The 25,664-nt window shown below is 65.8% G+C and carries 16 protein-coding genes; 9 read left to right on the top strand and 7 right to left on the bottom strand.

The features are described 5' to 3' along the window. Window positions 1-82 precede the first annotated feature (82 nt). From DL240_RS01740 to DL240_RS01725, 4 genes are all read right to left on the bottom strand, one after another. Window positions 83-2,431, bottom strand: coding sequence for a DUF4388 domain-containing protein (locus tag DL240_RS01740; RefSeq protein ID WP_111728129.1), 2,349 nt, complete (start codon window positions 2,429-2,431; stop codon window positions 83-85). Window positions 2,432-2,513: 82 nt separating this feature from the next. Then, window positions 2,514-6,497, bottom strand: coding sequence for a tetratricopeptide repeat protein (locus DL240_RS01735; protein ID WP_111728128.1), 3,984 nt, complete (start codon window positions 6,495-6,497; stop codon window positions 2,514-2,516). A gap of 228 nt (window positions 6,498-6,725) precedes the next feature. Continuing rightward, window positions 6,726-8,978, bottom strand: a complete 2,253-nt coding sequence (locus tag DL240_RS01730; protein WP_111728127.1) for a helicase-associated domain-containing protein — start codon at window positions 8,976-8,978, stop codon at window positions 6,726-6,728. Beyond that, window positions 8,975-9,199: a hypothetical protein gene (locus tag DL240_RS01725; protein ID WP_146618044.1), complete on the bottom strand. Its 225-nt coding sequence runs from the start codon at window positions 9,197-9,199 to the stop codon at window positions 8,975-8,977. Before DL240_RS01725 ends, DL240_RS01730 begins: the two co-directional genes overlap by 4 nt. A gap of 233 nt (window positions 9,200-9,432) precedes the next feature. Between DL240_RS01725 and DL240_RS01720 the strand changes: the two genes are divergently transcribed. The 3 genes from DL240_RS01720 (at window position 9,433) to DL240_RS01710 (ending at window position 12,333) form a co-directional block, all read left to right on the top strand. Then, complete coding sequence (locus DL240_RS01720) at window positions 9,433-10,344, top strand: hydroxymethylglutaryl-CoA lyase (RefSeq protein ID WP_111728125.1); 912 nt, start codon at window positions 9,433-9,435, stop codon at window positions 10,342-10,344. After that, window positions 10,341-11,372: a polyprenyl synthetase family protein gene (locus DL240_RS01715; RefSeq protein ID WP_111728124.1), complete on the top strand. Its 1,032-nt coding sequence runs from the start codon at window positions 10,341-10,343 to the stop codon at window positions 11,370-11,372. The genes DL240_RS01720 and DL240_RS01715 overlap by 4 nt, the downstream gene beginning before the upstream one ends. A gap of 79 nt (window positions 11,373-11,451) precedes the next feature. Beyond that, entirely contained in the window at window positions 11,452-12,333 is an 882-nt protein-coding gene (locus DL240_RS01710; protein ID WP_199589699.1) for a tryptophan 2,3-dioxygenase, read from the top strand. Here the strand turns inward: DL240_RS01710 and DL240_RS01705 are convergent. Next, window positions 12,330-16,247, bottom strand: a complete 3,918-nt coding sequence (locus tag DL240_RS01705) for a serine/threonine-protein kinase (protein ID WP_146618043.1) — start codon at window positions 16,245-16,247, stop codon at window positions 12,330-12,332. The two genes, DL240_RS01710 and DL240_RS01705, sit on opposite strands and share 4 nt — an antisense overlap. Window positions 16,248-16,466: 219 nt before the next feature. Between DL240_RS01705 and DL240_RS01700 the strand changes: the two genes are divergently transcribed. From DL240_RS01700 to DL240_RS01690, 3 genes are all read left to right on the top strand, one after another. Beyond that, entirely contained in the window at window positions 16,467-17,474 is a 1,008-nt protein-coding gene (locus DL240_RS01700; protein WP_111728122.1) for a hypothetical protein, read from the top strand. Between the two features lie 57 nt (window positions 17,475-17,531). Next, window positions 17,532-18,614, top strand: a complete 1,083-nt coding sequence (locus tag DL240_RS01695) for a thermonuclease family protein (protein ID WP_158542283.1) — start codon at window positions 17,532-17,534, stop codon at window positions 18,612-18,614. Between the two features lie 63 nt (window positions 18,615-18,677). Further along, window positions 18,678-19,652, top strand: coding sequence for a ChaN family lipoprotein (locus tag DL240_RS01690; RefSeq protein WP_111728120.1), 975 nt, complete (start codon window positions 18,678-18,680; stop codon window positions 19,650-19,652). A gap of 37 nt (window positions 19,653-19,689) precedes the next feature. Here the strand turns inward: DL240_RS01690 and pyrG are convergent, their stop codons facing one another. Beyond that, window positions 19,690-21,336, bottom strand: coding sequence for a CTP synthase (gene pyrG / locus DL240_RS01685; protein ID WP_111728119.1), 1,647 nt, complete (start codon window positions 21,334-21,336; stop codon window positions 19,690-19,692). A 292-nt stretch (window positions 21,337-21,628) separates the two neighbouring features. On the opposite strand from pyrG, the gene DL240_RS01680 reads away from it, so the two are divergent. Both DL240_RS01680 and DL240_RS19875 read left to right on the top strand, forming a co-directional pair. Next, on the top strand, window positions 21,629-22,339 hold the full coding sequence (locus DL240_RS01680) for a hypothetical protein (RefSeq protein WP_146618041.1): 711 nt from the start codon (window positions 21,629-21,631) through the stop codon (window positions 22,337-22,339). Between the two features lie 140 nt (window positions 22,340-22,479). Next, a complete protein-coding gene (locus tag DL240_RS19875; RefSeq protein ID WP_158542282.1) occupies window positions 22,480-22,908 on the top strand; it encodes a sporulation protein in 429 nt (142 codons plus the stop codon). On the opposite strand, the gene DL240_RS01670 is transcribed toward DL240_RS19875, so the two are convergent. After that, window positions 22,895-23,695: a metallophosphoesterase gene (locus DL240_RS01670; RefSeq protein WP_111728116.1), complete on the bottom strand. Its 801-nt coding sequence runs from the start codon at window positions 23,693-23,695 to the stop codon at window positions 22,895-22,897. The genes DL240_RS19875 and DL240_RS01670 overlap by 14 nt on opposite strands. A gap of 225 nt (window positions 23,696-23,920) precedes the next feature. Between DL240_RS01670 and DL240_RS01665 the strand changes: the two genes are divergently transcribed. Then, window positions 23,921-25,606: a DNA repair helicase XPB gene (locus tag DL240_RS01665; protein ID WP_111728115.1), complete on the top strand. Its 1,686-nt coding sequence runs from the start codon at window positions 23,921-23,923 to the stop codon at window positions 25,604-25,606. The last annotated feature ends 58 nt before the right edge of the window (window positions 25,607-25,664 follow it).

The following is a 25,664-nucleotide window of genomic DNA, read 5'->3' as shown; positions in this document are numbered from 1 at the left end:
GGAGGTGTCTAACCGGCCTTTCGGGCCGGCAGGCACCCCAACATCAACGCGCGTGGAACGATAGCATCGTATGCGGGCGGCGCTATTTTTTAAACAGGTTTTTAAAGAAGCCCCGCTGGCCCTCGTCGGCGCTGTGGCGCCGTTCGTAGAGGCGGATCTCCCGCTCGGCTTCCAGGCTGGCCGGGTTGAGTCGGTAGGCGTTCTGGAAGCACTCGTAGGCCTGGCGTTCTTTGCCCTGGGCTTTGAGGATGATGCCGCTGAAGAGGTGGGCATCGGGCATGGCCTGGCGGTGCCCGGAGGAGATGGCTTTATCGAGCTGGGCCAGGGCGGCGTCGGCCTGGTGGGCGTCGAGCTGGAAGCGGGTGTAGGCCTCAAAGGTCATGTAGAGCCCGTTCTGCGGCTCCAGTTTGAGGGCGCGCTGCAGGTGGGGAAGGGCGTCGCGGAAGGCCAGCTGTTTGAAGAGGGGGTAGCCGGCATTGAAGGCGTCTCGGGCCGGGTCGGCCGGGCCGGGAATGCCGGCGTTGTTCAGCGGAGCCGGGGTGGGCCGGCGTGTGCGCGTGGGGCTTTTACCCAGGCGCTCCAGTTGCTCTTTACGCCACTCGACATCGGAGGATTCCCGGCCCAGGCCGGCTCCCGAGAGCGAGGTGGTGCGTTTAAGTCGCGCCCCGGAGAGCGAGGCGGTGCGGTCGCGGCGCGTCTCCTGGGCGTTGCTCGGTGAGCCCTGGGGCTGGCCGGAGGGCGTGGTGTGCCCGGAGGCCGGGGGGGCGCCGTGATTCTGGAGATCGGGGTGATGATTGGTCGGGGTACGCTTCATGCGGATCGGCGTGGAGTCGCGTCGAACTCGCCCCGGGGTCTGCGTGCGCGGGGTAAAACGCACCTGGGACTCTTCGTCGAGGCCCTGGGGTTCACCGCTGTGGAATTGGCCCGGGTGAAGCGTGCTCAGGCGCTTGCGCGGGGTAAAGGCAGGCTGACCCGGCGCGGGCGGCGTCGGGGAGGACGCGGTGGCGCCGGGCGGGGGAAGGGTCTGTTCGTGCTCGACCTTCATCAACTCGGTGTAGGCGTTGCGCACGCCGATGAAGATGCGCTGAGCGGTGTCTTTGATCTCAGCAGAGACGTTGCCACCGTAGACATCGGGGTGGTGCTCTTTGACCAGAATGTAGAAGCGTTCTTTGACCACTTCGCGTCCGCAGCCCTTCCAGACGCCGAAGATCTCATGAGAGCTCATCTGCTCCAGGCTCTGGAGCTTCTCGCGCAGCTGGACATCCAGACTCTGGGTACGCCCGGTGGCCGGTCGCAGGCCCGCTGGGGCCTGAAATGCCGCCGGCTGCACCTGCCTGGAGTTCGCCGACGAGGAGGTGCGTGCCGGGCGATTCGACGCTGGTGAGGTGGTGGCCGGGGTGGAGCCGGTGGCGAGGTGGTCGTAGTGGATGGTCACCGCCCGCGCGCAGGGCTCGCGGCGAAAGACCCACAGATCGATCTCTTTGGCAAAGAGCGCCGCACGAAAGCCCTCGGTGACATCGCTGCCCATCAGGCTGAGGAGCCTTTCGAGGGAGCGTTGCCCGTCGCATCCTCCCATCAACTTCGCCAGCACCCCCCAGCGCAGGGAGGCGCGACGCTTCTCCCAGAACTGGGTCAGCACCGGGTAGGATGCCATCATGGGCATCAGACGGTTCATGATCTCGCGCTGGGGCAGGTGCGTGTTGACGCCCTGAACCATCAGCGGGACCAGCGAGGTGCGCGTGCCCTGCAGGTTGGTGTTCTGATGAAAGGTGAACTCGCCATCGGGCCAGGCGAAGACGCCGGTGAGTGCGGCGCTATCTGCCAGCGCGGCGCCCGGCATCGGCTCCAGGAAGTGGCCGCCTTTGAAGCCGAAGACCCGGTTGATATGGCCGGATTGCAGGGTGAGAACGCCAGACTCCCGGTGCATGGAGATGCTGTAGAGCAGGCGCGAAAACGAGAGCGAGCTGAGTGTGCCCCGGGCCAACTTCGGCAGGCGCACCGAGAGCTGAGGGGACGACGCTCCGAAGGGGGAGTCCTGGTTTGCCTGGGAAGGCGGCTGCGCTTGAAGGGCTTTAAGAAGCATCTCCAGCAGGGCTCGCCAGTCATCGGGGTTGCGCGGCAGCGCCAGGACGTCGGCGATGCTGGCGAAGGCCTCTCCGACCTGCACCAGGGCCGGTGTGAGGCGCTCGGCCAGCAAAAAAGCCGGAGTGCCGTCTTTGCTGAGCACGCTGTCCAGGGCCACAAACTGGGCGCTCTGGGAGGGTTGCGCAAGATCGGGGCCCACCACAACAACCCGGGCCGGGTACTTCATCAACTGCTGGCGTGCGGCGTCCCAGGAGCTGGCCCGGGCCACGCTGGCGTGTGTGGCGAGCGCGCCTTCAAGCCTCTCGAAGAGAGAGGCGTCGGCGCTGATAATGAGGAGGTTCTCCATAGGAGATGTTCGACTGCGTCAGAGAGACCCGCAGGAGCGCGGCGTGGGGCACGGATAGGGGGGCTTGGCGAGTGGGAACGCGTCAGCCTCCCAGCTCTTTAATTTGTTGCAACATCTCGCGGCGCGTGGCGTCGGGCACGGAGCTGTCGGCGGTTTCGCGCAGGTAAGTTTTGAAAGACTCGAGCGCCGAGGCGCGCTGATTGAGCTCGCGGTAGAGGTAGCCCAGACGGCGGTAGATTTCGGGGTTATCGTAGCCGTGACGGATGGCCAGCTGGAGATGGCGAGCCCCGCGTTCGCGTTGCCCTTCGTAGATCAGCGCCATGCCGAGTTGGTACTGGGCGTCGGGGTTCTCCGGGGAGTTTTGCAACGCCCGGGTATAGTGCTCAATGGCGCCCGGGTAGTTTTGTTCACGGAAGTTGGCTTCTCCCATGGCCAGCTGAGCCTGGAGCATGTCCGGGCGCAGCTCCAGAGCGCGCAGGATGTCACTCTTGCCCGCCCGCGTCGAGCCAGTACGAGCGAGCATCAGGCCGCGGCGCACATAAATTTCGGGATTTTTGACGCCGTAGGCCGGATCGACCGTCGTGGCGCGCTGGTACTGGGCCAGGGCCTGAGCATCGCTGCCCTCGGTCTCAAAGGTGCGGCCCATGTAGTAGTGATACTCGCCATGGTTGGGCTGATAGTCGAGCACGTGTCCGAAGATGCGCTTGGCGGTGTTGAAGTCTTCTTCGGCCAGGGCGGTGCGTCCCACAAAGAAGTAGGCGTCGTGGTAGCGCGGATTGAGCTCGTAGGCTTTGTTGAAGTCTTCGCGGGCGGTCTCGTAGTTGCCGCGGTCGAAGTAGATGCGTCCGCGGATAAAGATGTACTCCTCGTTGGAGGGCTCTTGCTCGATGACCTTGTTGATCTCGTCGACGGCGCGGTCGAACTGACCGGCCTGCCGGTAGGCATCGGCCAGGTAGGCGGAGAGCCGAATATCCTGGATGCCCTCAGAGCGGGCGCGCTCCAGGAGGGTCAGGGCCTTGTCGCTTTCGCCATCTTCGAGCAGCAGGCGCGAGAGATTGAGGCGAGCGTTCCAGAAGTTGGGGTCGAGCTTCAGAGCTTCTTCGTTCCACTGACGCGCGAGCGCACGACGTTCGGAGAGGCGGTAGTAGTCGGCGACCTGCGAGGCGATGGCCGCGTCGATGCCTTCGGGGCGCTCGATGATCGCGCGCACATGCTCTTCGCCGCGGGCCACATCGCTGTCGATACGCCAGGCGAGCTGGGCCAGGGCGGCCTGCGCGGTCAGCAGGCTGGGATCGATTTCGACGGCGCGCTCAAAAGCCCGGCGAGCTTCGTAGAAGGTGCCGCGCTGCATATTGAGTCGGCCCAGATAGAAGGGGAATCGGGCATCTTCGGGAAACTCTTTCTCGCCATCTTCGAGTTTGAGGATGGCCTCGTTCCACTGCTCAAGTCCCATATGGGAGCGGACGATGCCGAGCATGACGTCGGGGTCCTGCTGGCCGAGATTCTTGTTGGTGGTGAAGAAGTTGAGGGCTTCCTGATAGCGCTCGGCCTGCTCGTACTGCTCGGCCAGCGCCCGCAGGCTGTCGACGCGAGAGCTGTCGAGGTTGAGAGCCTCGGTGAACATCTTGATGGACTCTTCGCTCTGCTGGCGGGCCATGTAGACCATGCCCATGAGGTGATGCGCCTCGCCGCGCTCGGCGGTGGAGGCGGCGCTGCTCAGCTCATTGATGATCTTCTCAAGGTGCTCGGTGGCGTCGTTGAGGTCGCCATCCTCGTAGTAGAGGTGACCGGCCAGCAGACGGGTGGCCACGTGGCCGGGATCGGCGTTGCTTCCGAACTCCAGGGCCTCGATCGCGGCGTCTGAATCGCCTTGTTTGGCAAGGAGACGTCCTCGCCAGTAGTGCGGGGTGGCCGTGTCCGGGTTGGCGTCGCTGGCGGCTTTGAGGTGGCGGAAGGCGTGTTCGGCCAGCGATGCGTACACCGCGGGGGATTCGGGGGCCTCGGCGGCTTCGGCCTCCCCGGGCTCATCGGCGGCGGGGGCCTCACCATCGGGCGCGTCTTCGCCGGCGGTGGCCGGAGCCTCTGCCGTACTCTCATCATCGAGGGCGTCGGCCGGGGGCTCGTGTTGGCCATCGAGCGCGGCCAGTGCGTGGGCCACTCCGGCGCCGAGGTGGCCCCAGTAGGCGGTCTCGGCGTCGGCGATGGCCGCGGCTGCCAGGGCGGCGGCCGCATCGGCCTGCGCCAGACGGGCTTCATTGGCGGCGAGTGCGGCGCTGACCAGGGGCACCTCGCCCTGGGCTGCCAGTTCGCCGGCCAGGGTTTCGGCGCTGGCCGCCAGCGCGTCGTCGTAGCGCGTCAAAAAGAAGGACTGGCCCATCAGCAAAAGGGCTTTGCTCTCGGTATCGAGGCTGCCTTTTTTGGCCTGGTCAAAGAGCTGCAAGTAGGTGGCGTAGTTATCGATGGCCACCTGATCGGGGAGCAGCGTCGTCGGGGTGGGGGCCACCGGAGCGCGTTGCTGCTGGACGACTTCTTCGGTCGCGAAGAACGATGTGTAGATGCCAAACCCGGCGGCCCCCAGCACCAGGACGGCGAGCACCGGGATGCCGATGGCCGCCATGGAGCCGCGTTTTTTGTCGGCGTCGACGGTCTCAGCCACGCCTTTGGTGGCGGCGGGCGCCTGCTCTCGGATGCCGGAAGATGCCGGTCGGAACGGGTCGTGCCCCTGGGGGGCGGGAGCCGCGGAGCGAGGCGAGGCGGGAGCCCGGGGCTGGGCAGGGGGCGGTTGCACCGAAGGCGGAGCCGGGCCGCCCATCAAGTCATCGCCCCAGTCGGCTTCGTTGACCCCGAGGTCGTCGCTGCCAAAGGCATCATTGCCCTGAAGTTGTTGACCCCACTCGTCCTCTTCGGGTTCTTCATCCAGGAAGGAGAAGCCCTGGTCGCCGCCCAGAAAATCGTCTTCGTCGGCCGGAGCGTCGGCGAAGAGGTCTTCGTCGTCCATGACCGGGGCGGCGAAGAGGTCGTCGCCGGCGCCGTCAGCGAAGGGATCCGGGGCGGGAGCGGCAAAGGGATCATCGCCCGCGGGGGCGGGGGCGGGGGCGGCGAAGGGATCGTCGTCGAAACCGACGGGAGCGGCAAAGGGATCATCGCCCGCGGGAGCAGCGAAGAGATCATCGCTGTCTTCGGCCATGCCGGCCGGGGCGGCGAAGAGGTCCTCGGCGGCATCTTGGCCTACGGGAGCGGCGAAGAGGTCGTCAGCCGCATCTTGGCCTACGGGAGCGGCGAAGAGGTCGTCACTGGGCTCCGCGCCGACCGGTGCAGCGAAGAGGTCGTCACTGGGCTCCGCGCCCAGGGGAGCTGCGAAGAGATCGTCACTGGGCTCCGCGCCCAGGGGAGCAGCGAAGAGATTGTCGGCGGGGTCGGCCATGCCGGCCGGAGAGGCAAAGAGGTCGTCCTCGGCCTCAACGGTTGCAGGTGCCGCAAAGAGGTCGTCTTGCGCGGCGCTGAGGGGGGCTGCAAAGAGGTCGTCGTCATCCTGAATCGGGGCTGCAAAGAGGTCGTCGTCTTCAGGGCTCGCCGGCAGATTGACGCCCGCGGCGGTGGGCAGGTTTTTAAGGACAGCGGTGGGCAGGTCGTTGCCCGCGGCGGTGGGCAAATCGCTGGCGGCAGAGCGTGGCAGATTGCTGCCCGCGGGGCGGGGCAGGTCGCTGAGCTTTGGCCGGGGAAGCGCGGGCACATCGGCTTTGGCCCGGGGGAGGTCGGCGAGTTTGGGTTTGGGCAGGTCGCCGAGCTTCGGCCGGGGGAGATCGGGGGCCGATCGGGGCGCGGGAAGCGCCGGGGCGCTGGCGGAGACGGGCAGATCCTGGCCCGCAAAGCCTGCCCGGGTGGTGTTTCCACCGGCATCTTCGGCAAATGCCGCCACGTTTGAGATCGGGGTCCAGGTCTCTTTATCGGTGGAGACCTGGGCGTCGGCGCCGAGTTTGTTGCCTCGGAGCATCAGCCGGATGGCGTTCTGGTCGAAGGGGCCGAAGACCTTACCGGAGGGGCGTTTGACGTAGTAGCGTTCCATCGCTTGTCGGGGATTCGGCCTCGAAGAGGCGTCGGTGTGAGATCGCCGGCTCGATGGGCGCACAGCTCGGTGGCATCTGTGAGAGGGCGCCGCCCGGGGGGAGGGCCGAAGCCTGCGGAGAACGCGTTGCTGCGCAATAGTGTGGCGACCAGAGAGTCTGGCGCCAATGTATCGCGCAGCCCCTTTTCTGGCAAGGGAGTCGGGCTGTGAGACGGGGGAGCAGGGGCCTTATTCGTCGCGGGGAAAGGGGGTGTTTGCGAGGACCAGGCCGGTTTCGTCCAGGATTTCGTCGAGGAGGTCTTCTGCGCCCGCGCGGATGACGAAGTGCAGGTCGCCCAGGCGGCGTTCGATGAGGTCCGGGGCCTCTTCGAGCGCGGCAAAGCGCCGGGCGCTGGGAGCGTCTTCGAAACTTAAGATGGTGAGACCGTCGGCCAGGTGGGCGCGCGCCGGGCGGTCGAGTTCGGCCTGCAGGCGCAGGGCCTGTCCGGAGGGAAGGCCGCCGGGGCAGCGGGGATCGAGGAAGGCGGTGATGCGTTCGAGGGGATCGTCTTCAAAGCGCGCGTTGATTTTATCGATGTCCAGCGCGAAGAAACGCGAACGCGGCGAGGACTCCTCTTCGAGAGGGGTGGTCAGGCGCGCGAGCTCGACCTGGGTGACGACGTCGAGTTCGTAGGGGTCGGCCATCAGCACCAGGGGATCGACAAAGTAGAGCGAGCGTGCGGGCTGGCCGGTGGAATCGAGAGTCAGTGAGGGGTGGGCCTCGGCCGCGCGGCGCAACGCATCGTGTTTGGAGCCGGTCGCAAAGGCGTCGCGGGCGCCCAGGCGGATGACCCGATAGGGGCTCTCACGGAGGTCATGTTCGAGCTGGCCGATGATCATGTCGAAGCGTTCCGGGTCGGGATGACGCAGGAGCACCCCTCCCAGGTGGATGGTCAGGCGCTGGTGGACGCGTTCCCAGTCTTTGAGCTGGAAGGCCACGGCCTCGGGGACCGGGGTGTGACCGCAGCGGTTGAGCAGTTCCACAAGTCCCTGCGCGCTGGCGCCGAGCGAGTAGCCGCGTTGGACCGACTCGGTGGCCAGCTGGAAGGTCGCCACCCGATCGGAGAGTTTGCGCCGCTCGCCAACGCGGTAGAGGTCGTGGAGGACGGCCACCGGGGCGTTGTCCAGGAAAACCATCACCTCGAAGTTCGGCTGCACGATCAGGCAGCCGCCCTGGGGAGGCGGGAGCTGGGAGCCTTCCAGGCCCAGGGCTCGGGCGCCTCGTGGTGAGAGTCTGGCGACGCGCTGGCCATCGGTAGCCCGGCCAAACTGCAGGATGCCCGACCAGCTTAAGGTGCGCTCGAGCATGGCCTCAATGAACTCTGCCGGCTCGCACTGGCCGGCCATCTTCGAGAGCGTGCGATCCAGGTACTGCCGGTCGATCTGGGTGCAGAGCTCAGTGAGCGCATCCAGCGAGACCCAGTCGCGCACCGAGGCTCGACGGAGCACTGAGAGCACGAATCCGCGGGCGCCGATCAGAGGCTCACCGGTGGATTCATGCTGGGAGAAGTGCTGGTCGTCGGCGCCGCGCAGGGTCATGTCGGCCAGGCGCACGCTCTGCACCTCGTTCCAGAAGCGCAACTTTTGCAAGGCTTCGGCCAGGCGTCGGTCGCGTTCGGCGCCGGAGGCATGGAAGTACTCCGAGAGCGCGCCGTCGTGGGTGCGGTAGCGGTCGTCGTCCGGTTCCAGAAACCCCAGCTCGCGCCCCAGGGCGGCGAGGAAGGTCAAAAAGTCGAGTTGTCGGGGATCGTGCAGATCCAGGTCGCCGGCAACCTCTCCGAGTTGGCCGGGCATGGAGATGCCACGGGCTGAGCGAGCCAGGGAGCGGCGGTTCGGGGTGCCGTCTTTGTTGAGTTTGAGCGGGTCGCGTCGGATCAGTGACGCCAGATGGAGGAGGTTGAGCTCCAGGTCGTCGACCGAGCTGACGGTGGGCTCCAGGCTCACCTCGGTCCAGCCGGGGACGTCGATGTCCAGGGCATCCGGGCGGGCGTCGAGGCGCGTGAGGGTGGGGGCGCTCAGGGCCAGATCGTGCTGCAAGAAGGTGCCGCGTTCCAGGAGCACCTCGATGTCGCAGTCGTGCTCGCCGGCGGCCGGTATGGGAATCAGCCAGCCGGTGGCGATGAGGGCGGCCAGGGCGGGTTCGGATTCACCGAAGCCGCGCAGGAGCAGATCGCGGCGCAGGTTCTCGCCGCGGGCCCGGCCCCCCCGCTCCTGGATCAGCCAGAAGACGGCGCGCTCGATCTCCGAGAGCGCCTCGGTGTCGAGCGCGCGGGTATGTGGGTCGGTGAGCGCGGCGCAGAGATCTTCGGGGTCGGCGGAGACCTCCCAGGCGCGGGCTAAGAAACGCAGGCTGGCGTCGGCATAGCCGCGCTCTCGGAGCGCAGTGAACTCGGTGGCGTCAAGGGGCCCCTGGCTGAGGGGGCGATCGGGGCGCAGACTCATTGGACCTCCCCGGGTGTCGAGGAGGGGAACTGGCCTACCACCCGGGGAAAGGTTCCCTGGGCGTGGAGGGTTTCGAGTACTCCTTCGATCTCATCGGCGGGCACCAGCAGCGCCAGGTCGCCCAGGCGGCGGATGTGCAGATCCAGGGGCTCGATCGCCCGCAGAGTCTCTTCGAGGATGGCGGCATCCTCACAGAGCATGAGCGCGAGACCGTGATTCACAACAAGCAGGTCTTGAGCCAACGTCGCAGTCCTCAGGCAGAAAGGGGAGGTCTTACGCCGACGTCTCGGGGAGGCGTGGCGGACCATTCGTCCGAGAATAGGAGCAGCATTGAAGGTGTGTCAACGTAGTGAGGTAGGCCACATTGACACCCTTTTGTAGCGAGGGATAAGTTTGGCGCGATTTCCCTCTTTCTGACGCAGCGTGGCGGAGCGCCACCAGGTTAAGGACGTCGATGGACACCAACGACATTCGTTTTTTTGAGGTGGGACCGCGCGATGGTCTTCAGAATGAGTCGCGGGTGCTCAGTTGCGCGGATCGCGTGGCGATGATTGAGAAGCTCGTCGACGCGGGGGTGCGCGACGTGGAGATCGGCAGCTTTGTGCATCCGCGCTGGGTGCCGCAGATGGCGCAGACCGATGAGGTGGCTCGCCAGATTACGCGGCGAGAGGGCGTGCGCTACTGGGCGCTGGTGCCTAACCTCAAGGGGCTGGAGCGCGCCCGGGAGGCCGGCGTGGAGCACGTCGCGGTGTTTATGTCGGCGACCGAAGCGCATAACCAGTCCAACCTCAATCGCTCTCTGGACGAGAGTCTGGCGGCGCTCAAACGTACCACCGAGGCGGCGGTGAGCGAGGGAATGGTGGTTCGGGCGTATATTTCGACGGTATTTGGTTGCCCTTTTGAGGGCGATGTCGACTTTGCCCGAGTGCTGGAGATTGGCGAGGAGCTGTTGGGCAATGGTGCCGAACATCTCTCGCTGGGCGATACGATCGGGGCGGGTACGCCTCTGCAGGTGGGCCAGGGCTGCGCTCGGGCCGTGCAACACTTTGGTGTGGAGCGCGTGGCGCTGCACCTGCATGACACGCAGGGGCTGGCGGTGGCCAGCGCGCTGATGGCCTATCAGGCCGGGGTGCGCCTGTTTGATGGGGCGGTCGGTGGGATGGGCGGTTGTCCCTATGCGCCGGGCGCGGCGGGCAACCTGGCCAGTGAAGATCTCGTCAATCTCCTGCTCTCCATGGGCGCAAGGGTCGATGCCGACTTAAGCGCGCTGTGCGAGGTCACCGGCTGGCTCTCCGAGGAGGTCGGTCTGAGTGTGCGCTCGCGCTACTATCCTTATTGGCGATCTCAACAGGAGCAGGACACGTGACGACGATTGAGCAGGCGTTTCGAGAGCTGACGCAGTCTTATATGAGCCAGGTGCTCACGAGCATGGATCAGGCGGTGGAAGCCGCCGGGCTTGGCGAATCATCGCTGAAGGCGATGCTGGGCTACCATCTGGAGACCGGGGGGAAGCGTCTGCGGGCGATCTTGCCGTTGGCGGTGGCCCAGAGCCTGGGCGTGGCGCCGGAGGCGTTGGTGGGGTTTGGGGCCGCCTGTGAGCTGATTCATAACGCGACGCTGGTGCATGACGACTTGCAGGATGGCGATGAGGTGCGCCGCGGCAAGCCGACGATCTGGAAGAAGTTCGGTGCGCCCCAGGCCATCAACCTGGGAGACGCGATGCTCTATCTGGCGCCGATTTGCCTGGAGCAGACCCGGGCCTCGGTCGACGGGCGCCAGCGGGTACTGGCGCGCATCTTCCGCGATGTGCTCAAGGTGATCGATGGGCAGGAGCGCGAGTTTGCGCTGCAAGAGGGCTCGGTCCACGATATTGATCCGCAGGCCTATCGCCAGATGGTGCGCGGTAAGACCAGCGGACTCTTCGCGTTGCCGATGGCCGGGGCCGCCGAGCTCTGCGATGCCCCGGCGGAGGTGGTCCAGGCGCTGGAGGTGGCGGCCGGTCACCTGGGAGTGCTCTTTCAGATTCAGGACGACATCCTCGACCTCTACGGAGAGAAGGGGCGCGCGACCTTTGGGAGCGATCTGCGTGAGGGCAAGATCTCGGCGCTGGTAGTGGCCTTCTGGCAGCTTGCCGACGCGGAGAACCGACGCCGGTTGATGGCGCTGTTGCAGGCCGATCGTCAGGCGACGCCCGATGACGAGGTGCGTTGGGCGATTGAGGCTTTTCGCGAGCAGGGCGCTCTCGCGGAGTGCCTGGCAGACATTGACCGACTGCGTGGACAAGCGCTTGCCAGTGAAGCGTTTTCGGCGTATCCCGACCTGCGCCGGCTCATTGAGGGAATGGCGCAGATCTTCCTCGAGCCAATTCGCGATATCATGGAAGTCCAGGCCTAAGCGGGGTGCCCGCGCCTTGAACTCTCCATGCCCTACCAGGCGCATTTAAGGCGCACCACCCCACAGCGACGGACTGGCCATGAGCGACGAGAAGAGCACCCTGAGTTGCCCCTTCAGCGGCGATGCCCCCCGGATGACCTCGGGGGGAGAGCGATTGACCTACAACTCGTATCTCAAGGTGCCGCAGCTGCTGGAGTTGCAGAATTTTGAGTCGAGCCCGGCGGCGCATGACGAGCTGCTCTTCATCGTCATCCACCAGGCCTACGAGCTGTGGTTCAAACTCATCCTCTTTGAACTCGATCAGGTGGCCGAGGAGATCGAGAAGAACGAGATCTACGAGGCCGGGCGTCTTCTGCAGCGGGTGTTGCAGATCGAGAAGTTGCTGGTCCAGCAGATCCACGTGCTGGAGACGATGACACCGCGCGATTTTCTGCGTTTTCGCTCGGCGCTCAATCCTGCCAGTGGGTTTCAGTCGATTCAGTTCCGTGAGGTGGAGTTTTTAACCGGGATTCGCGACACCTCGGTGATGGCGCATATCGATCAGACCGATCAAGACCACCGTCGTTTGCTGGCGCGTCTGGCCGAGCCTTCGTTGCGCACGCGTTTCTATCGCCTGCTTGAGCGCGAGGGGTTTGAGGTGGTGGTCCCCGAAGAGGGGGAGGTTCTGGAGGGAGAGCGGCTGGAGAAGAATCTGGCGGCGCTGCTGCCGCTTTATCGGCATCCGGAGAAGCGTTTTCACCTGTACACGCTGGCCGAGTCGCTGGTGGAGCACGATCAGAACATTCTGCTCTGGCGCTTTCATCACGTGCGTGTGGTCGAGCGTCTGCTGGGCACCAAGCCCGGGACCGGCGGATCGAGCGGGGTGGCTTACCTGAGCTCCACGCTGGAGAAGCGCGCTTATCCGCAGCTGTGGCAGGTGCGTGGCCTGCTCTCCGACGACGAGATTTACGGGGCGAGTTAATCTCGGGTCAGGGTCTCGACGATGGTTTCGAGGGCCTGATCCAGGAGCCGGCGTCGAGGACTGGGCGGCAGGGTCGTCAGGAGACGGCGCATGTCGCCCAGACGTTTTTCCAGGCGTAGATCGGGGGCGTTGGGAACGCTGAGGTAGGGGCGCAGGCGAGCGAGCGCGGCGCGAAGCGCCGGGCGGTCATCGTCGATGTGGGCGAGCAGGGCGGTGCCCAGGAGCACAAACATATTGGAGTAGGCGTGGCCGGTGCGTTCGGCCTGGCGCCGGGCTTCCGGGAGGCGGAATCGGGCGGAGTCAATGTCGCCCTGCACCAGATCGAGTTTGACCAGGCTGATGGTGCTCAAGCTGATCATTTCGCGATGTCCCATCTCCTGGGCCCGATGTTGGGCGCGGGTGTAGTACTCGCGAGCCTCGTCGATGTTGGCCTGAGCTTCCCACGCCATGCCGGCGTAGAAGAGGAGTTGAGGCGCGTAGAGGCCCAGACCCAGGATGTCTTCGAGGTCGAAGACATCCTGGAGCAGCTCCAGGGCCCGGGCGGGCTGGCCCTGTTCGATTCGGAAGAGTGCCCGGTAAATGGTGGAGAGAGCCCAGCCGTGGCGGTCGTCGAGGTCCTGGTGAAGCTGGAGGGAGTCATCGGCCAGGCGTTGGGCGCGCTCGGTGTCTCCACGGAGCCAGCAGAGTTCTGCCTCCAGCAGGAGATCTTTGGCGACGCCGTAGAGATGGCCCAGGCGTTCATGAAGTTCGCGGGCCCGGCGCAGGTGCGCGGCGCTGCGGTCCAGGTGCGTGGTGCGGCGCAGGCAGAGGGCCAGGCTTAAGTTGGCGTTGGCCTGGGCCAGGATATCGCCGTGCTGGCGCGCGGCGTTCATGGCCTGGCGTGCCAGCGCTTCGCTGCGCTCCAGGCCGTCGACAATCATGCAGATATGGGAGGCCTCGATCAGGGCGAGCGCGTGGGCGCGGTGGTCGCCGCCGGTCCGGGCCTGAGTGATGGCTTTACCCACCAGGCTCCAGGCCTCCCGGAGTTCTCCGCTGGCATAGGCGCAGCGCGAGAGGGCCAGGGTCGCGGCGATTGCCGCCGCCGGGTCGCCCTCGCGGCTGGCGGCCTCGTGGACCATCTCCAGGTCGGCGCGGGCGCGGGCGTAGCGGCCGCGGAAGCGGGCCAGATCGGCCTGTCCCAGAAGCACGCGGCGCAGCCCGGCGCGATCTTCGAGGATCACACAGAGCTCCGAGGTGCGTTGAAGGAGGGCTTCGGCTTCGTCGAGACGGCCTTGCAGGCGTACGACGTCGGCCAGATGCTCGCGGGCGTGGGCTTCATTGGCGACGTGGTCGGCGCTCTCGGCGTGGATGATGGCCTCGCGCAGGGCATCTTCGCCCGGGCCGAACTCGCCGGCCAGATGGTAGAGGCGTCCCTGTTGCAGGCGAAGCGCGCTGAGCGAGGTGTGATCGACCTGGCGGGTGTGCAGGATCTGCGGCTCGGCGCGGCGCAACAGGCGCAGAGCTTCGTGAAGGCGGTGCTCCCCTTCGGCCTCGGCGGCGGCGCGCAGCCACCAGGGAAGCGCACGTTCGCTCTGGGAGCTGCGCTCCAGGTGCTCGGCGATCGCTTCGCACTCCGAGGCATCGGGTTCGCCGTGGCGTTCGATCCGGGCACGGGCCGCATGCCCGTGGAAGGTCCGCCAGTCGTCGATGCTCTCGACCATGCGCACCAGTGAGGCTCGATGAAGCGGTTGCACAAAGGCAAAGTGCACCGGGGCGTCGGTGCCGCCGTCGCGACGTAGGAGCCCGATGGCGCAGAGGGCTTCGAGCAGTTCGCCGCATTGTCGGGCCAGCTCGGGCTGGCCATCGGCGAAGATAGCCCGGGCCAGGGTGGCTCCCTCGAAGCGATCGCCAAAAAGCACCGCGCGATGAAGGAGCGCGCGAAGGCGTGCCTCTTCCGGGTGGTTCTGAAGCAGTCGGTTGGCGCGTGTGATGACCAGTTCTCGGAGGTCCGGTGGGACCAGCGAGGAGAGCGCCACGGAAGGATCACTGAGCTCGTAGATTGCGCCGGGTTTGCGGGGGCGGATCTGGTGGGTTTCCAGAAGATGGCGAATCAGATGCAGCAGCAGCGCCGGGTTACCACCGGCCAGATCGAGAAGATCGCGTTGGAGGACGCTGCTCGCCGGGAGCACCGATGCGAGGAGCTCGCGCATCGCGGCGTTGGGGAGGGGGGCGAGATGGTGGCGAGCGGCGCTGACCGACGCCGGGGAGTGCCAGCGTTTTACATGACGCGGGGAGCGTGCGCAGAGGATCAGCGCGATGGGCCGCGGGTGCTGGGTGAGCATCTCCAGAAGTTGGTCGAGCACCTGGCGGCTCAAGGGATCTGCGTACTGCACATCCTCAAGGACCAGCAGGAGTGCGTGTTGCTCGCTGATCGCGTGCAGCGCGTGCACCACCTGATGGAGTGGATGCACGGCATGGGTTTTCAACGTTGTCCGGGAATCTGCGGCACAGGTGCTCAGCGCCTGGAGCGAGTGGTCCAGGCGAGTGGAATGCTCCCGGGGGGGCTCGTCAGGGGCGAGCAGTGGCGAGAGCGCCTGGCGTAGTCCGGCAAGAGGTTCACCGTGGCGGCGGTAGCGACCGCGGAGCGTTCGGGCGCCGGGAGGAGCCGGCAGGTGTGTAAGCCAGGTCTGGAGCAGCGCGCTTTTTCCCTGACCGGAGTCGCCTGTCAGCAGAAAGATACCCCCGTGTAGCGAGGCTTTTGCGTGCCAGTGGGTCAGCGCGTCGAGGGCTCGGTGGCGTCCCAGCAAGGGGAGGCTGGCCACCCGCTTTTCAAAGGCGTGCAGGGGCGCGGCCGGGGCCGGCTCCAGCTGAAGTTCGGTGGGAGCCGTCGCGGCGGCCGGTACCTCGCGCAGGGTGTCGTTGTCGACGGGACGCGGGCTCGGGGGCTCGGGAGGATCGGCGTGCGTTGATTCGGGCAGCGCTTCGGGGGCTAAGGTGCGGCGGGCCGAACGCGCCAGGCCGACCAGTGCGGGCCGGGCGCCAGAGGTCTCTTCGGGGCGATCCTCCTGAGAGAGGAGCCAGCTGAGCGCGCGTCCGGCGTCGGCGAAACGTCCGCCGATCTCTTTGTGGGTGGCCCGGGTGATAAAACGCCCGACCGTCGTGCGGGCGATGGCCTCCGGGAGCGTCGGGAGGGGGGCTTTGACCTGCTTGAGCAGAATGTCCAGCGGGGTGGGGCCGTCGAAGGCCGGACGGCCCACGAGCGCCTCGTAGAGCAGGAGCCCCACCGCGTAGATGTCGCCCGGCGGTCCTACCGGTTCTCCATAGGCATGCTCCGGCGACATGTACTGAGGCGTACCACAGACCTCGCCATCGGCGGTGAGCGAGGGGCCGCGGTAGAGCGTGGCGCCCGGATCGCCGATGAATTTGCTCAGCCCGAAGTCGAGCACCTTGATCGAGAGGGGGGCGCCCTGGGGGACGTCGTTGACGAAGATATTTTCGGGCTTTAAGTCGCGGTGGATCAGCTGGCGGGAGTGGGCTTCTTCCAGACTTCCCAACAGTTGTTCCAGGAGCTGACGCCCCTGCACCGGGGCGAGGGGGCCGCAGCGGTGCACGTGGTCACGGAGGTTTTCACCGATGAGGAGTTCCATGACGACGTAGAGCAGCCCACGTGGGGTCTGGCCGTAGTCAAAGAATGTGATGGTGTGGTCGTGGTGCAGCCCGCTGGCGTGGAAGACCTCCCGACGAAAGCGCTCGACCTCGCGCTCATGATGAGCGACCTCGGGGTGCAAACACTTGATGGCAACGTCGCGGGCGATGGCTTCCTGGCGGGCCTGGAAGACGACCCCGTAGCCCCCGCGGCCCAGTTCTTTTACCACGCGGTATCGACCGGCGATCAGATCTCCCACCCGGGGAAGCTGCGGTGCGGCGCTGCTCAAACGTGTCTCGTCGATGCAAAGAGGAGGGGCGGTGCAAGGCCAAGTATTCACAAGTATCGTCGATCGTCGGCAGGCCCACAAGGCGGCGCCGCCTTGCTCATACGTTGGGGCTATGAGAGGGCTCTCATGGAGAAACTGTTTTGAGGAGCGGCCATTTCGCTGTAGTTGTGGGTAGCTCTGGATGGTACCGCGAGACGATTTTTTTTCGGGAGAAGGATGATGACGCGAGGGTATACATACAATGGCTTGCTGGTGGCGTTGATGCTGGCGCTGGTCGCGAGCGCGGCGCCGGCGGTCGCTCAGGAGGATGCTTCGGCCGGGGAGAACTCGCCGGAGAGCACCGAGCTGGCTCAGGAGGAGAGCTCCGAAGACGCCGCCACGGAAGGCGATCAGGCGGACGCCGACGCTGAAGATGGCGAAGAAGAGGCCGACGAAGAAGCCATCGAAGACGAGCAGGCGGAAGCCGACGCTGAAGAAGAAGCCACCGAAGACGAGCAGGCGGAAGCCGACGCTGAAGAAGAAGCCACCGACGACGAGCAGGCGGAAGCTGACGCTGAAGAGGAAGATGAGGAAAAAGAGGACCCCTTCGCCGAGGCCGATAAACTTCTGGGCGTGAGCGAGGACGATGAGGACGTCGACTTCGACGGTCCTTTCGAGACGACCGTGGGCGGTCGTCTGGAGCTGGGGCTCTTCTTCACCGATTATGAGCGCTTAAACGACTACGTGCTTGCGCCGAACAACCAGGAACTCATCGACGGCAACGTGGCCCAGCACATCGACCTGGCCATCGAGGCGATGGTCGTGCGCAACTTGCGCGTCTCGGTGCTCGGTGGGGCAGCGTTCAACTACCAGGGCGATCCTTCGGTGAGCTCCTGGTATGTGGGCCTGGAGCCGGCCTACGCCGTGGGGAACCGCACCTGGGAGATGGCCGTGGGGCTGAGCGCGATGTTCGGTGGGCAGCAGCTCTCGGTCGGCGAGCATGAGATGGACACCTCGCTCACCGTGCTGCGTCCCTTCTTTGAGGTCAGCCGTCACTTCCCCGATGCCTACAGCGCGGTCTACCTGCGCGCCGGCTTCAACCAGTGGCACGTATACAACCCGCGCTCGGAGACCCTCGACCTGGAGATCCAGCGGGGCGAAGAGCTCGACTCGTTCTGGTTGAGTGATGGGGGCTTCTATCTGGCCATCGGTGGGCGCTTTGGCAAGCTGGTGCAGCCGGAAGAGTAATCCCGGTGACGCCGGCGGGGGCCCCCCGGGATGAGAATCAGGCTCAGGAGTACATCGATGCAACTCACCGCCTTGATGCGTCCCGGGTGGGCCGCCGTGCTCGCCGCGCTTTGTTGCGCGCTGAGTGCCTGTGATGCGCTGGAGCAGGTTGGCAGGCTGCTGGAGCTCCCCGCGCCAACGTCGTCGGCGCCGGCGAGCTCGCCAGTGGCGCCCCGGAGGACGCCGCAGGCCGCCGAGCTTCGGAAGAACGGGGTGGTTGATGGCGACACCCTGCGCCTGGTCGGTTTTGATGAGAGCGTACGTCTCTTGTGCCTGGACACCGAGGAGGTGCTCCGTGGCGAGGAGCTTCAGCGGGCCCAGGCTGACTGGGAGTCGTACCAGCGCGAGCGCAAGGGGCAGGGGCGTTTTACCCGCAGCTACGGCACCTTTGTGGGGAACCAGGCTAAGGAGTGGGCCCGAGAGTTCTTTGCGGGGCGCGACGAGGTCTTTGTCGAGTACGCCTCGGAGGTGCACACCCGGGGCTTTTTCGGGCGTCACCTGGGCTACGTCTGGGTGCGGGAGCCCGGGGGCGACTGGCTCAACTACAATGTGGAAGCGGTACGCGCCGGGTGGTCGCCTTACGCCACGGAGTACGGGCGCTGCGATCCTTATCACGAGGCCTTTGAGGAGGCTCAACGTCAGGCGCAGGCTGCCGGGCGAGGCATCTGGAAGCCGGGGCAACGCGGCTACGATGACTACCCGCAACGCTTTGAGGAGTGGGCTCCGCGGGCCCGCCAGATCGGGCTCTTTCGGGAGCGCCTGGCCGATCACCCCCACGTGGTCGAGCTGGGCACTGACGATGCCATGGGCCGGCTGCGCCAGCGTACGGGGGAGCGGGTGGTGGTCTTTGGGGCCGTCGATCGCTACTCGCCACGGGGACGTCCGCCTAAACTCTACCTCTCGCATCGCTACCGCGAGGAGCTGATGATCCAGGCTCCGGGACCGGTCAAATTCGGGGACATGAAAAAGGGCGACTTCGAGAAACGCGAGTTTGTCTACGTGGAGGGAGAAGTGGCGATGTTTCGCGGCGACCCGATCGTGGTGCTCGATGAGCTCAGTTTTATTCGTTCGGGCGATGACCCTCCGAAGCTCGCGCGCTGATGCGTCGGTGCGGGATGTGGGGTGGGGCTCGTCTTTTAAGGGGCTGTTGCCAGGGAGTGGAGCGTGCTGAAGAGGCTCGGTTGGGAAGGTGTTGTGGTGCTGATGATGGTGCTCTTGGTGCAGGGAGCCTGTGCCTCGCCCTCGGGCGCGACCCGGGCGCCTACACCCGGCACCGAGGCCCCGGGAGAGCTGCTGGGGCCGGGCATCTGGGAGGTTGCCACCGGTCGGCAGCTCAGTGAGGCGGAGCTTGTGGCCGAGCTCTCCGGTGCGCGCTTTGTGGTGGCCGGGGAATCCCATGACGATGACTGGCACCATGAGGTTCAGCGCCGTCTCTACGCCGGCCTGAGCGCGCAGCGGCCGGGCCAGGTGGCGCTGGGAGTGGAGATGGTGGAGGCGCGCTTTCAGAGCGCGCTCGACGCCTATCTGGAGGGCTCCCAGGACGAGGCGGCGATGCTCGAAGGCGTCGGGTGGGAGGAGCGCTGGGGGATGGACTGGGAGATGTACGCCCCGATGTGGCGCACGGCCCGGGAGTACGCCCAGCCGGTGGTGGGGCTCAATGCCCCCCGCGAGCTGGTGCGCCGGGTGGGGCGAGGCGGGCTGGAGGCGCTCAGCGAGGAGGAGCGCCGGGGGCTGCCCGAGCTCGATTTGAGCGATGCGGAGTACCGGGCCTGGTTGCAGGCGATCTTTGCCGCACACGGGATGGGCGATGATACGCAGGCGCTCGATCGTTTTTTCGCCGCTCAGGTGCTCTGGGATGAGACGATGGCCGCGCGCGCCGTCGAGGTGATGCTCGCCAGCCCCGAACTTGCGCAGATGGTGCTTCTGGTGGGGCGCGGTCACGCCGAGCGCGGCTTTGGCATCCCCCCGCGCATTGAGCGGCGGATGACCGCGGCCGGCGAACCGGCGGCGGTCCCGGTGGTGATTCCGGTGAGCGCGGTCGGGGAGGAGGACGCCGGCCAGGACGAGTATCGTCGGCTGCGCTACCTTCAAGAAAAGAACATCGCCGACTTCGTCTGGATCGAAGCCGGCGATGCGTAAGGCCTGCTGAGAGGGGCGGTGATGCCCCCCCCCGGGGTTATTCGGCGCTGGCCTGAACGTCGGAGCCGGCGCGGGCGTGCATCAGATCCATGCAGGCCGAGATGTAGCTCGCGAAGAGGGGGTGGGCGTGGCCCGGGCGGCTCTTAAACTCGGGGTGCGCCTGGCAGCCGATGAACCAGCGCAGTTCGGGGATTTCGATCATCTCCACGAGCACGCCGTCGGGGGAGGTGCCGCTGAACACCAGGCCGGCCTCCTCCAGCGGGGCGCGAAACGCGTTGTTCACCTCGTAGCGGTGGCGGTGACGCTCGCTGATCAGGGTGTTGCCATAGATGCGGGCCGCCCGGCTATCGTCGGCAAGCACACAGTCGTAGGCGCCCAGGCGCATGGTGGCGCCCTTGGTCTTGATCGCTTCCTGGTCGGCCATCAGGGCGATGACCGGCGCGCTGCTCTCCGGGTTGAACTCGGCGCTGTTGGCGTCTTTGAGGCCGGCGACGTTGCGGGCGAACTCCACCACTGCCAGCTGCATCCCCAGGCAGATCCCGAAGTAGGGCACGTCGTTTTCGCGGGCGTAGCGCGCCGCGCGGATCTTGCCCTCGGTGCCGCGCTTGCCGAAGCCGCCCGGGACCAGGATGCCGTCGCAGTCGCCCAGCAGATGTTCGGCTTCCAGCTGCTCCAGATCTTCGGAGTCGATGAACTTCAGGTTGACCCGAACCTCGTTGGCGATGCCGGCGTGGAAGAGCGCCTCGTTGAGCGATTTGTAGCTGTCGGTCAGGTCGACGTACTTGCCGACGATGCCCACGGTAACTTCATGGCGAGGGTTGTGGATGCGGTCGACGATCTTGCGCCACTCGGTCAGGTCGGTGCCGCGCGACCAGATGTTGAGCGCGGTGGCCAGCTCGTGATCGATGCCCTGTTCGGCCAGGAGCACCGGGATCTCGTAGATCGAGCGGGCGTCGCGGGCGGTGACCACGCGCTCGGTGGGCACGTTGCAGAAGAGCGCGATCTTGCGCTTGATGTCCCGCGGCAGATCGCGGTCGGAGCGGCAGACCAAAAAGTCGGGCTGGATGCCGATCTCACGCAGCTGCTTGACCGAGTGTTGGGTGGGCTTGGTCTTCACCTCGTCGGCCGCCGGGAGGTAGGGGACCAGGGTCACGTGCAGAAAGACCGCGTTCTCCCGTCCCAGCTCGATGCCCAGCTGGCGGATGGCCTCCAAAAATGGCAGCGATTCGATGTCGCCCACGGTGCCGCCGACCTCCACAAACATCAGATCGCAGTCCTCGGAGGCATCGATCACCCGGGCTTTGATCTCGTCGGTGATGTGCGGGATGACCTGGACGGTGGCTCCCAGGTACTCGCCGCGCCGCTCTTTGCTGATGACCGAGTCGTAGACCTGGCCGGTGGTGAAGTTGTTGGCGCGAGTCATGCGCGTGGTGGTGAAGCGCTCATAGTGCCCCAGATCCAGGTCGGTCTCGGCGCCGTCGTCGGTGACAAAGACCTCGCCATGCTGGAAGGGGTTCATCGTGCCGGGGTCGACGTTGATGTAAGGATCGAGCTTGATGAAGCTGACGCGCAGGCCCCGGTTCTCCATCAGCGCTCCCAGGCCCGCGGCGGTGATGCCTTTGCCGAGGCTGGAGAGGACGCCACCGGTAATAAAAACAAACTTCGTAGTGCGATGCTTGGGCATGGGAATGACTCGCTGTGGGGAGGGGAGAGGAGGTGGGGAGACGCGCCAAAATCAGCCGGGCGCCGCTCGCGCGCACTATAGTGAGCCGGTCAGGGGCTGGCAACCTCTCCGGGCCGCGCTTGCGGGGGCTTTGAGGCGCGGGCTCTGGGGGGCGTCGCAGGGGAGCGCGGGGAGACCGGCGCAAAGGGTGGTTTTTTGGCGGGCGGGGCGCACATTTTACAGGGAGATATGGGAAGCGAAGGGGCCGGCAGCGGCGAGTTGGTGGATTTTCATCGAGTGTCGGGGGGAGGTCATGCGAGGAGCGCAAGGGTGGGCGTTGTGGGGACTGGTGTGTGCGGGGGTCGTGATTGGGCTGGGGTGCAGCGAGGAGCTGGAGGAGGTGGATCGGCGCGTCTTTGAGAGTGCGGTCTCCGAGGTTCAGGTGAAGGTGGAGCGCGACGAGGTTCACGTCTTTGGTTCCGACCAGAGCAAGGGGCTGGTCCTCGATCGCTGGAGCAGTCCGCGCGAGGAGTTCGCTCGCCTGGAGGAGCACCAGAGTGGGGATCGCGTGGAGGTCGTGGCGAGTTGTGCGTCGGCCGGGGGGTGTCGGGCGCGCTACGACCTCTCACTTCCCGAGCAGAGTCGCGTGGCGGTGGAGATGGAAGAGGGGCACCTGGGGCTCTACCATCTGGCCGGAGAAGTGCGGGCCCGGGTGGGCCGAGGGCAGGTGGTGGGCAAGCATCTGAGCGCCGATCATATCGAGCTGGACCTGGGGGAGGGGACCGTCGATGTGATCGTGGCCAATCGCCCCAGTCTGCTGGTCGTGCGTCTGCAAAAGGGGACTGCACGCCTGGTGATGCCGCCGGGGCGCTATCGCTGTGAGTTTGATCGTTTTGATGCGGCCATCGATCTCGATGAGTTCGATTGCCACGGGATGATGGACCAGGGCGTGCGCCTGGAGCTGGGCCCCGGGGCCCGGGTCACCTTTCGAGTCAACCGCGACTACGAAGGCCCTACGCCCTGAGGGCGGCCGGGGCACGGGTGGGCCGGGGAGCGAACGCCGGGTCTGGAAGCGCCGTCGACGCTGTGCTAACACAGCGGGAGGATGATGTTCATGGATTTCGGCGTGTAGATAGCGCGCCCTCTCGGCGCAGGAGATGTAAGGTGGCAAAGATCAAACTCAGCGAGACGCTGCGCTTTCTGGGGACCCGGCTCAATAAGATCACGGGCAGTGACCTGGAGTTTTTGCTCGAAGTCGAGGAGGCCCAGGTGCGCCCCGGGGCAGTGATTCACGCCCAGGCCCGGGTGCGCTCGCCGGAGTCCGGGGAGCGCGAGCTCACGCATGTGGCCATCAGCCTGCGTGGTCAGGTTCAGCGCGAGGGGAAGTGGCAGGACTATGATCAGCGCGCCGAGGTTGCCCATAACACCGCGCTTCCCGGCGGCCATGAGTTCGTGATCCCGATCGAGGTGCAGATCCCCGAAGACGCCGTACTCAGCGAAGACGGCGCCACCTGGAGTCTGCGGGCTCAGGCGGTGGTCGACCGCAGCGTCGATCCGCGCGCCGAGGCCCTCTTTGAGGTCATCGGTGGTTGACGCCCATCGTCTCGGTGGTCAACAGCTCCAGGCGCGGTCGGGAGCCCGGGGCCAGCTCAAAGAAGGTGAGCTCCGGGGCGGCCCCGATGCGCCAGGGCCATGACGCCGAGCCCAGCCCGCGGTTGATGTAAAGGTAGGCGCCGTCCAGGTAGTACGCCCCCACGTGATAGCGCGCGCCCATCCCGTGAGCGATGCGATGGGTGAGCCCGGGAATGTTGAACTGGTAGCCGTGGGTGTGCCCGCTCAAGATCAGGTTGGCGCCGCGTAGCGCCAGCTCCGGGGCCAGCGAGGGCACGTGGTTAAGCACCAGGCAGAAGGCGTCTCCCTGCAGGGCGTTGAAGGCCTGGTCCACGTCGGATTTTTTGGTGACGTGATCGTCGACCCCGACCACCTCAATCGGCCCCATCGCGCTCTCGATGAGGCGGTTCTCATTGGTGAGCAGCGGGATCTCAAAGCGCGAGAAGGCCTGGTGGGCGGTGTCGGTGCAGGTCCAGTGATCGTGGTTACCCAGCACCGCGTAGGTGGGGGAGTTCAGGCCGGCCAGGACCTCGACGGCGGGCATCAGGTCGTGGCGGCTGTAGCCGACGTAGTCGCCGGTGAGGGCGACCAGGTGGGGGGCCTGGCGGTTTACGTAGTCCACGACCTGGGCCATATGGCGGGGCTTGACCCAGCGCCCCAGGTGGATGTCGCTGATCTGGGCGATCCGAAACCCGCTCTGCGCCGGGCTTACCCGGGGGTGCCAGAGGCGGTAGCGGTTGACCTCGATGGATTTCAGCGGGTTGATCATCAAAAAAGCCCGTGGTGTGGGGGGCGCTCAGGTCAGGGGAGGGCGGGGAATGTCCCCGGGGAGCGTTCGGTTCGTTTGGCGGTTGTGCAAAGTGCGCCCGGTGCCTAAGTTGCTCGGCGCCCGGATGCCCTGGGCCGGTGTTTTCTGGCCGCGTTCAGGAGCAAAACCACGCGCCCGACCGCAAGATTTCCCAGTTCGTTCATCCGCTCTCTGCCCCGACGGTCTATGTCGTACGATCCGAATAATCCACTCATCGTTCAATCCGACCGCACCGTGCTTCTGGAGACGGCCAACGAGAAGTTCGAAGCGGCCCGTGACGCGCTTTCGATCTTCGCCGAGCTCGTCAAGTCGCCGGAGCATATTCACACCTACCGGGTGTCGCCGCTCTCGCTGTGGAACGCCGCCGCGCTGGGTTACGAGCCAGAGCATATTAAGGGGAAGTTGGCCGAGTACAGCAAGTACCCGTTGCCCTCGAACCTGTTGGCCGACATCGACGACTTCATGAGTCGCTACGGGCGGCTGAAGCTGGTGGGCGAAGACGATGAACTCTTTCTGGAGAGCGAGGACGATGCGCTTCTGGAAGAGATCAGTCGCCAGCGCACGGTCAAGCCCTATTTGCTGGGGCGCGTGAGTCCGACGCGTTTTCGGGTGGTCAAAGATCAGCGTGGCGTGATCAAGCACGCGCTGATCCGGGTGGGCTACCCGGTCGAAGACCTGGCGGGCTACGTGGAGGGCGAGCCGCTGGAAGTGGCGCTCCGCGAGACGACGGTGGGAGGCAAGGCCTTCGGGCTGCGCGACTATCAGCGCGAGGCGGTCGGGGCGTTCTGGGCCGGTGGTACGGTCAAAGGCGGCTCCGGGGCGATCGTGCTTCCCTGTGGCGCCGGCAAGACGATTGTGGCGCTGGGGGCGATGGCGGCGGTTCAGGCGCAGACGCTGATTCTGACGACGAACATCACGGCGTTGCGCCAGTGGCGTGATGAGATCATCGATAAGACCGACATCGATCCGGAGCTGGTCGGGGAGTATTCTGGCGAGGTTAAAGAGATCAAGCCCATCACGATCACGACCTACCAGCTGCTGACCTACCGTCGGAATAAGAATAGTGATTTTGTGCACTTCGAGGTGTTCAATCAGGCCAACTGGGGATTGATCGTCTACGATGAGGTTCACCTCTTGCCGGCGCCGGTGTTTCGGGCGGTGGCCAACCTGCAGAGCCGCCGCCGGCTGGGGCTGACCGCCACGCTGGTGCGCGAAGACGGCAAAGAGGAAGAGGTCTTCAGCCTGATCGGCCCCAAGAAGTACGATGTGCCCTGGCGGGTGCTCGAGAAGAAGGGCTTTATCGCCACGGCCGAGTGTGCCGAGGTGCGGGTGGAGTTTGAGGATGATGACCTGCGCATGGCGTACGCGCTGGCCGAGCAGCGTCAGAAGTACAAGATCGCCGCGACCAATCCGGCCAAGCTCAAGGTGCTCGATACGTTGCTGGAGAAGCACCGTGGCGAGCAGACCTTGATCATCGGGCAGTACCTCGATCAGCTCGATCAGATCAGCGAGCGCCTGGATGCCCCGATCATCACCGGGCGTACCCCGCAGCCCCAGCGCGAGGTGCTCTACGAGCAGTTCCGCAAGGGGGAGGTGCCGGTGCTGGTGGTGAGTAAGGTGGCCAACTTCGCCGTCGACCTGCCCGACGCCAGCGTGGCCATTCAGGTCTCCGGCACCTTTGGCAGTCGTCAGGAGGAGGCCCAGCGGCTGGGGCGAGTACTGAGGCCGAAAGAGGGCAACAACGAGGCCCATTTCTACTCGGTCGTCACCCGCGACACCACCGAGCAGGAGTACGCTAACAAGCGCCAGCTCTTTTTGACCGAGCAGGGCTACCGCTACACCATTGAGACCGTGGGATCGGCTCCGGAGTAAGGCGGTGAGGCGCCGGGGGGGCGCGGGAGAGGGCTTGAAGCGAGCGCTCGGGTGGGCA

Origin of the sequence: Lujinxingia litoralis (assembly GCF_003260125.1) — a bacterium.
Lineage (GTDB): Bacteria > Myxococcota_A > Bradymonadia > Bradymonadales > Bradymonadaceae > Lujinxingia > Lujinxingia litoralis.
This window is presented reverse-complemented; position numbering and strand designations above follow the sequence as displayed.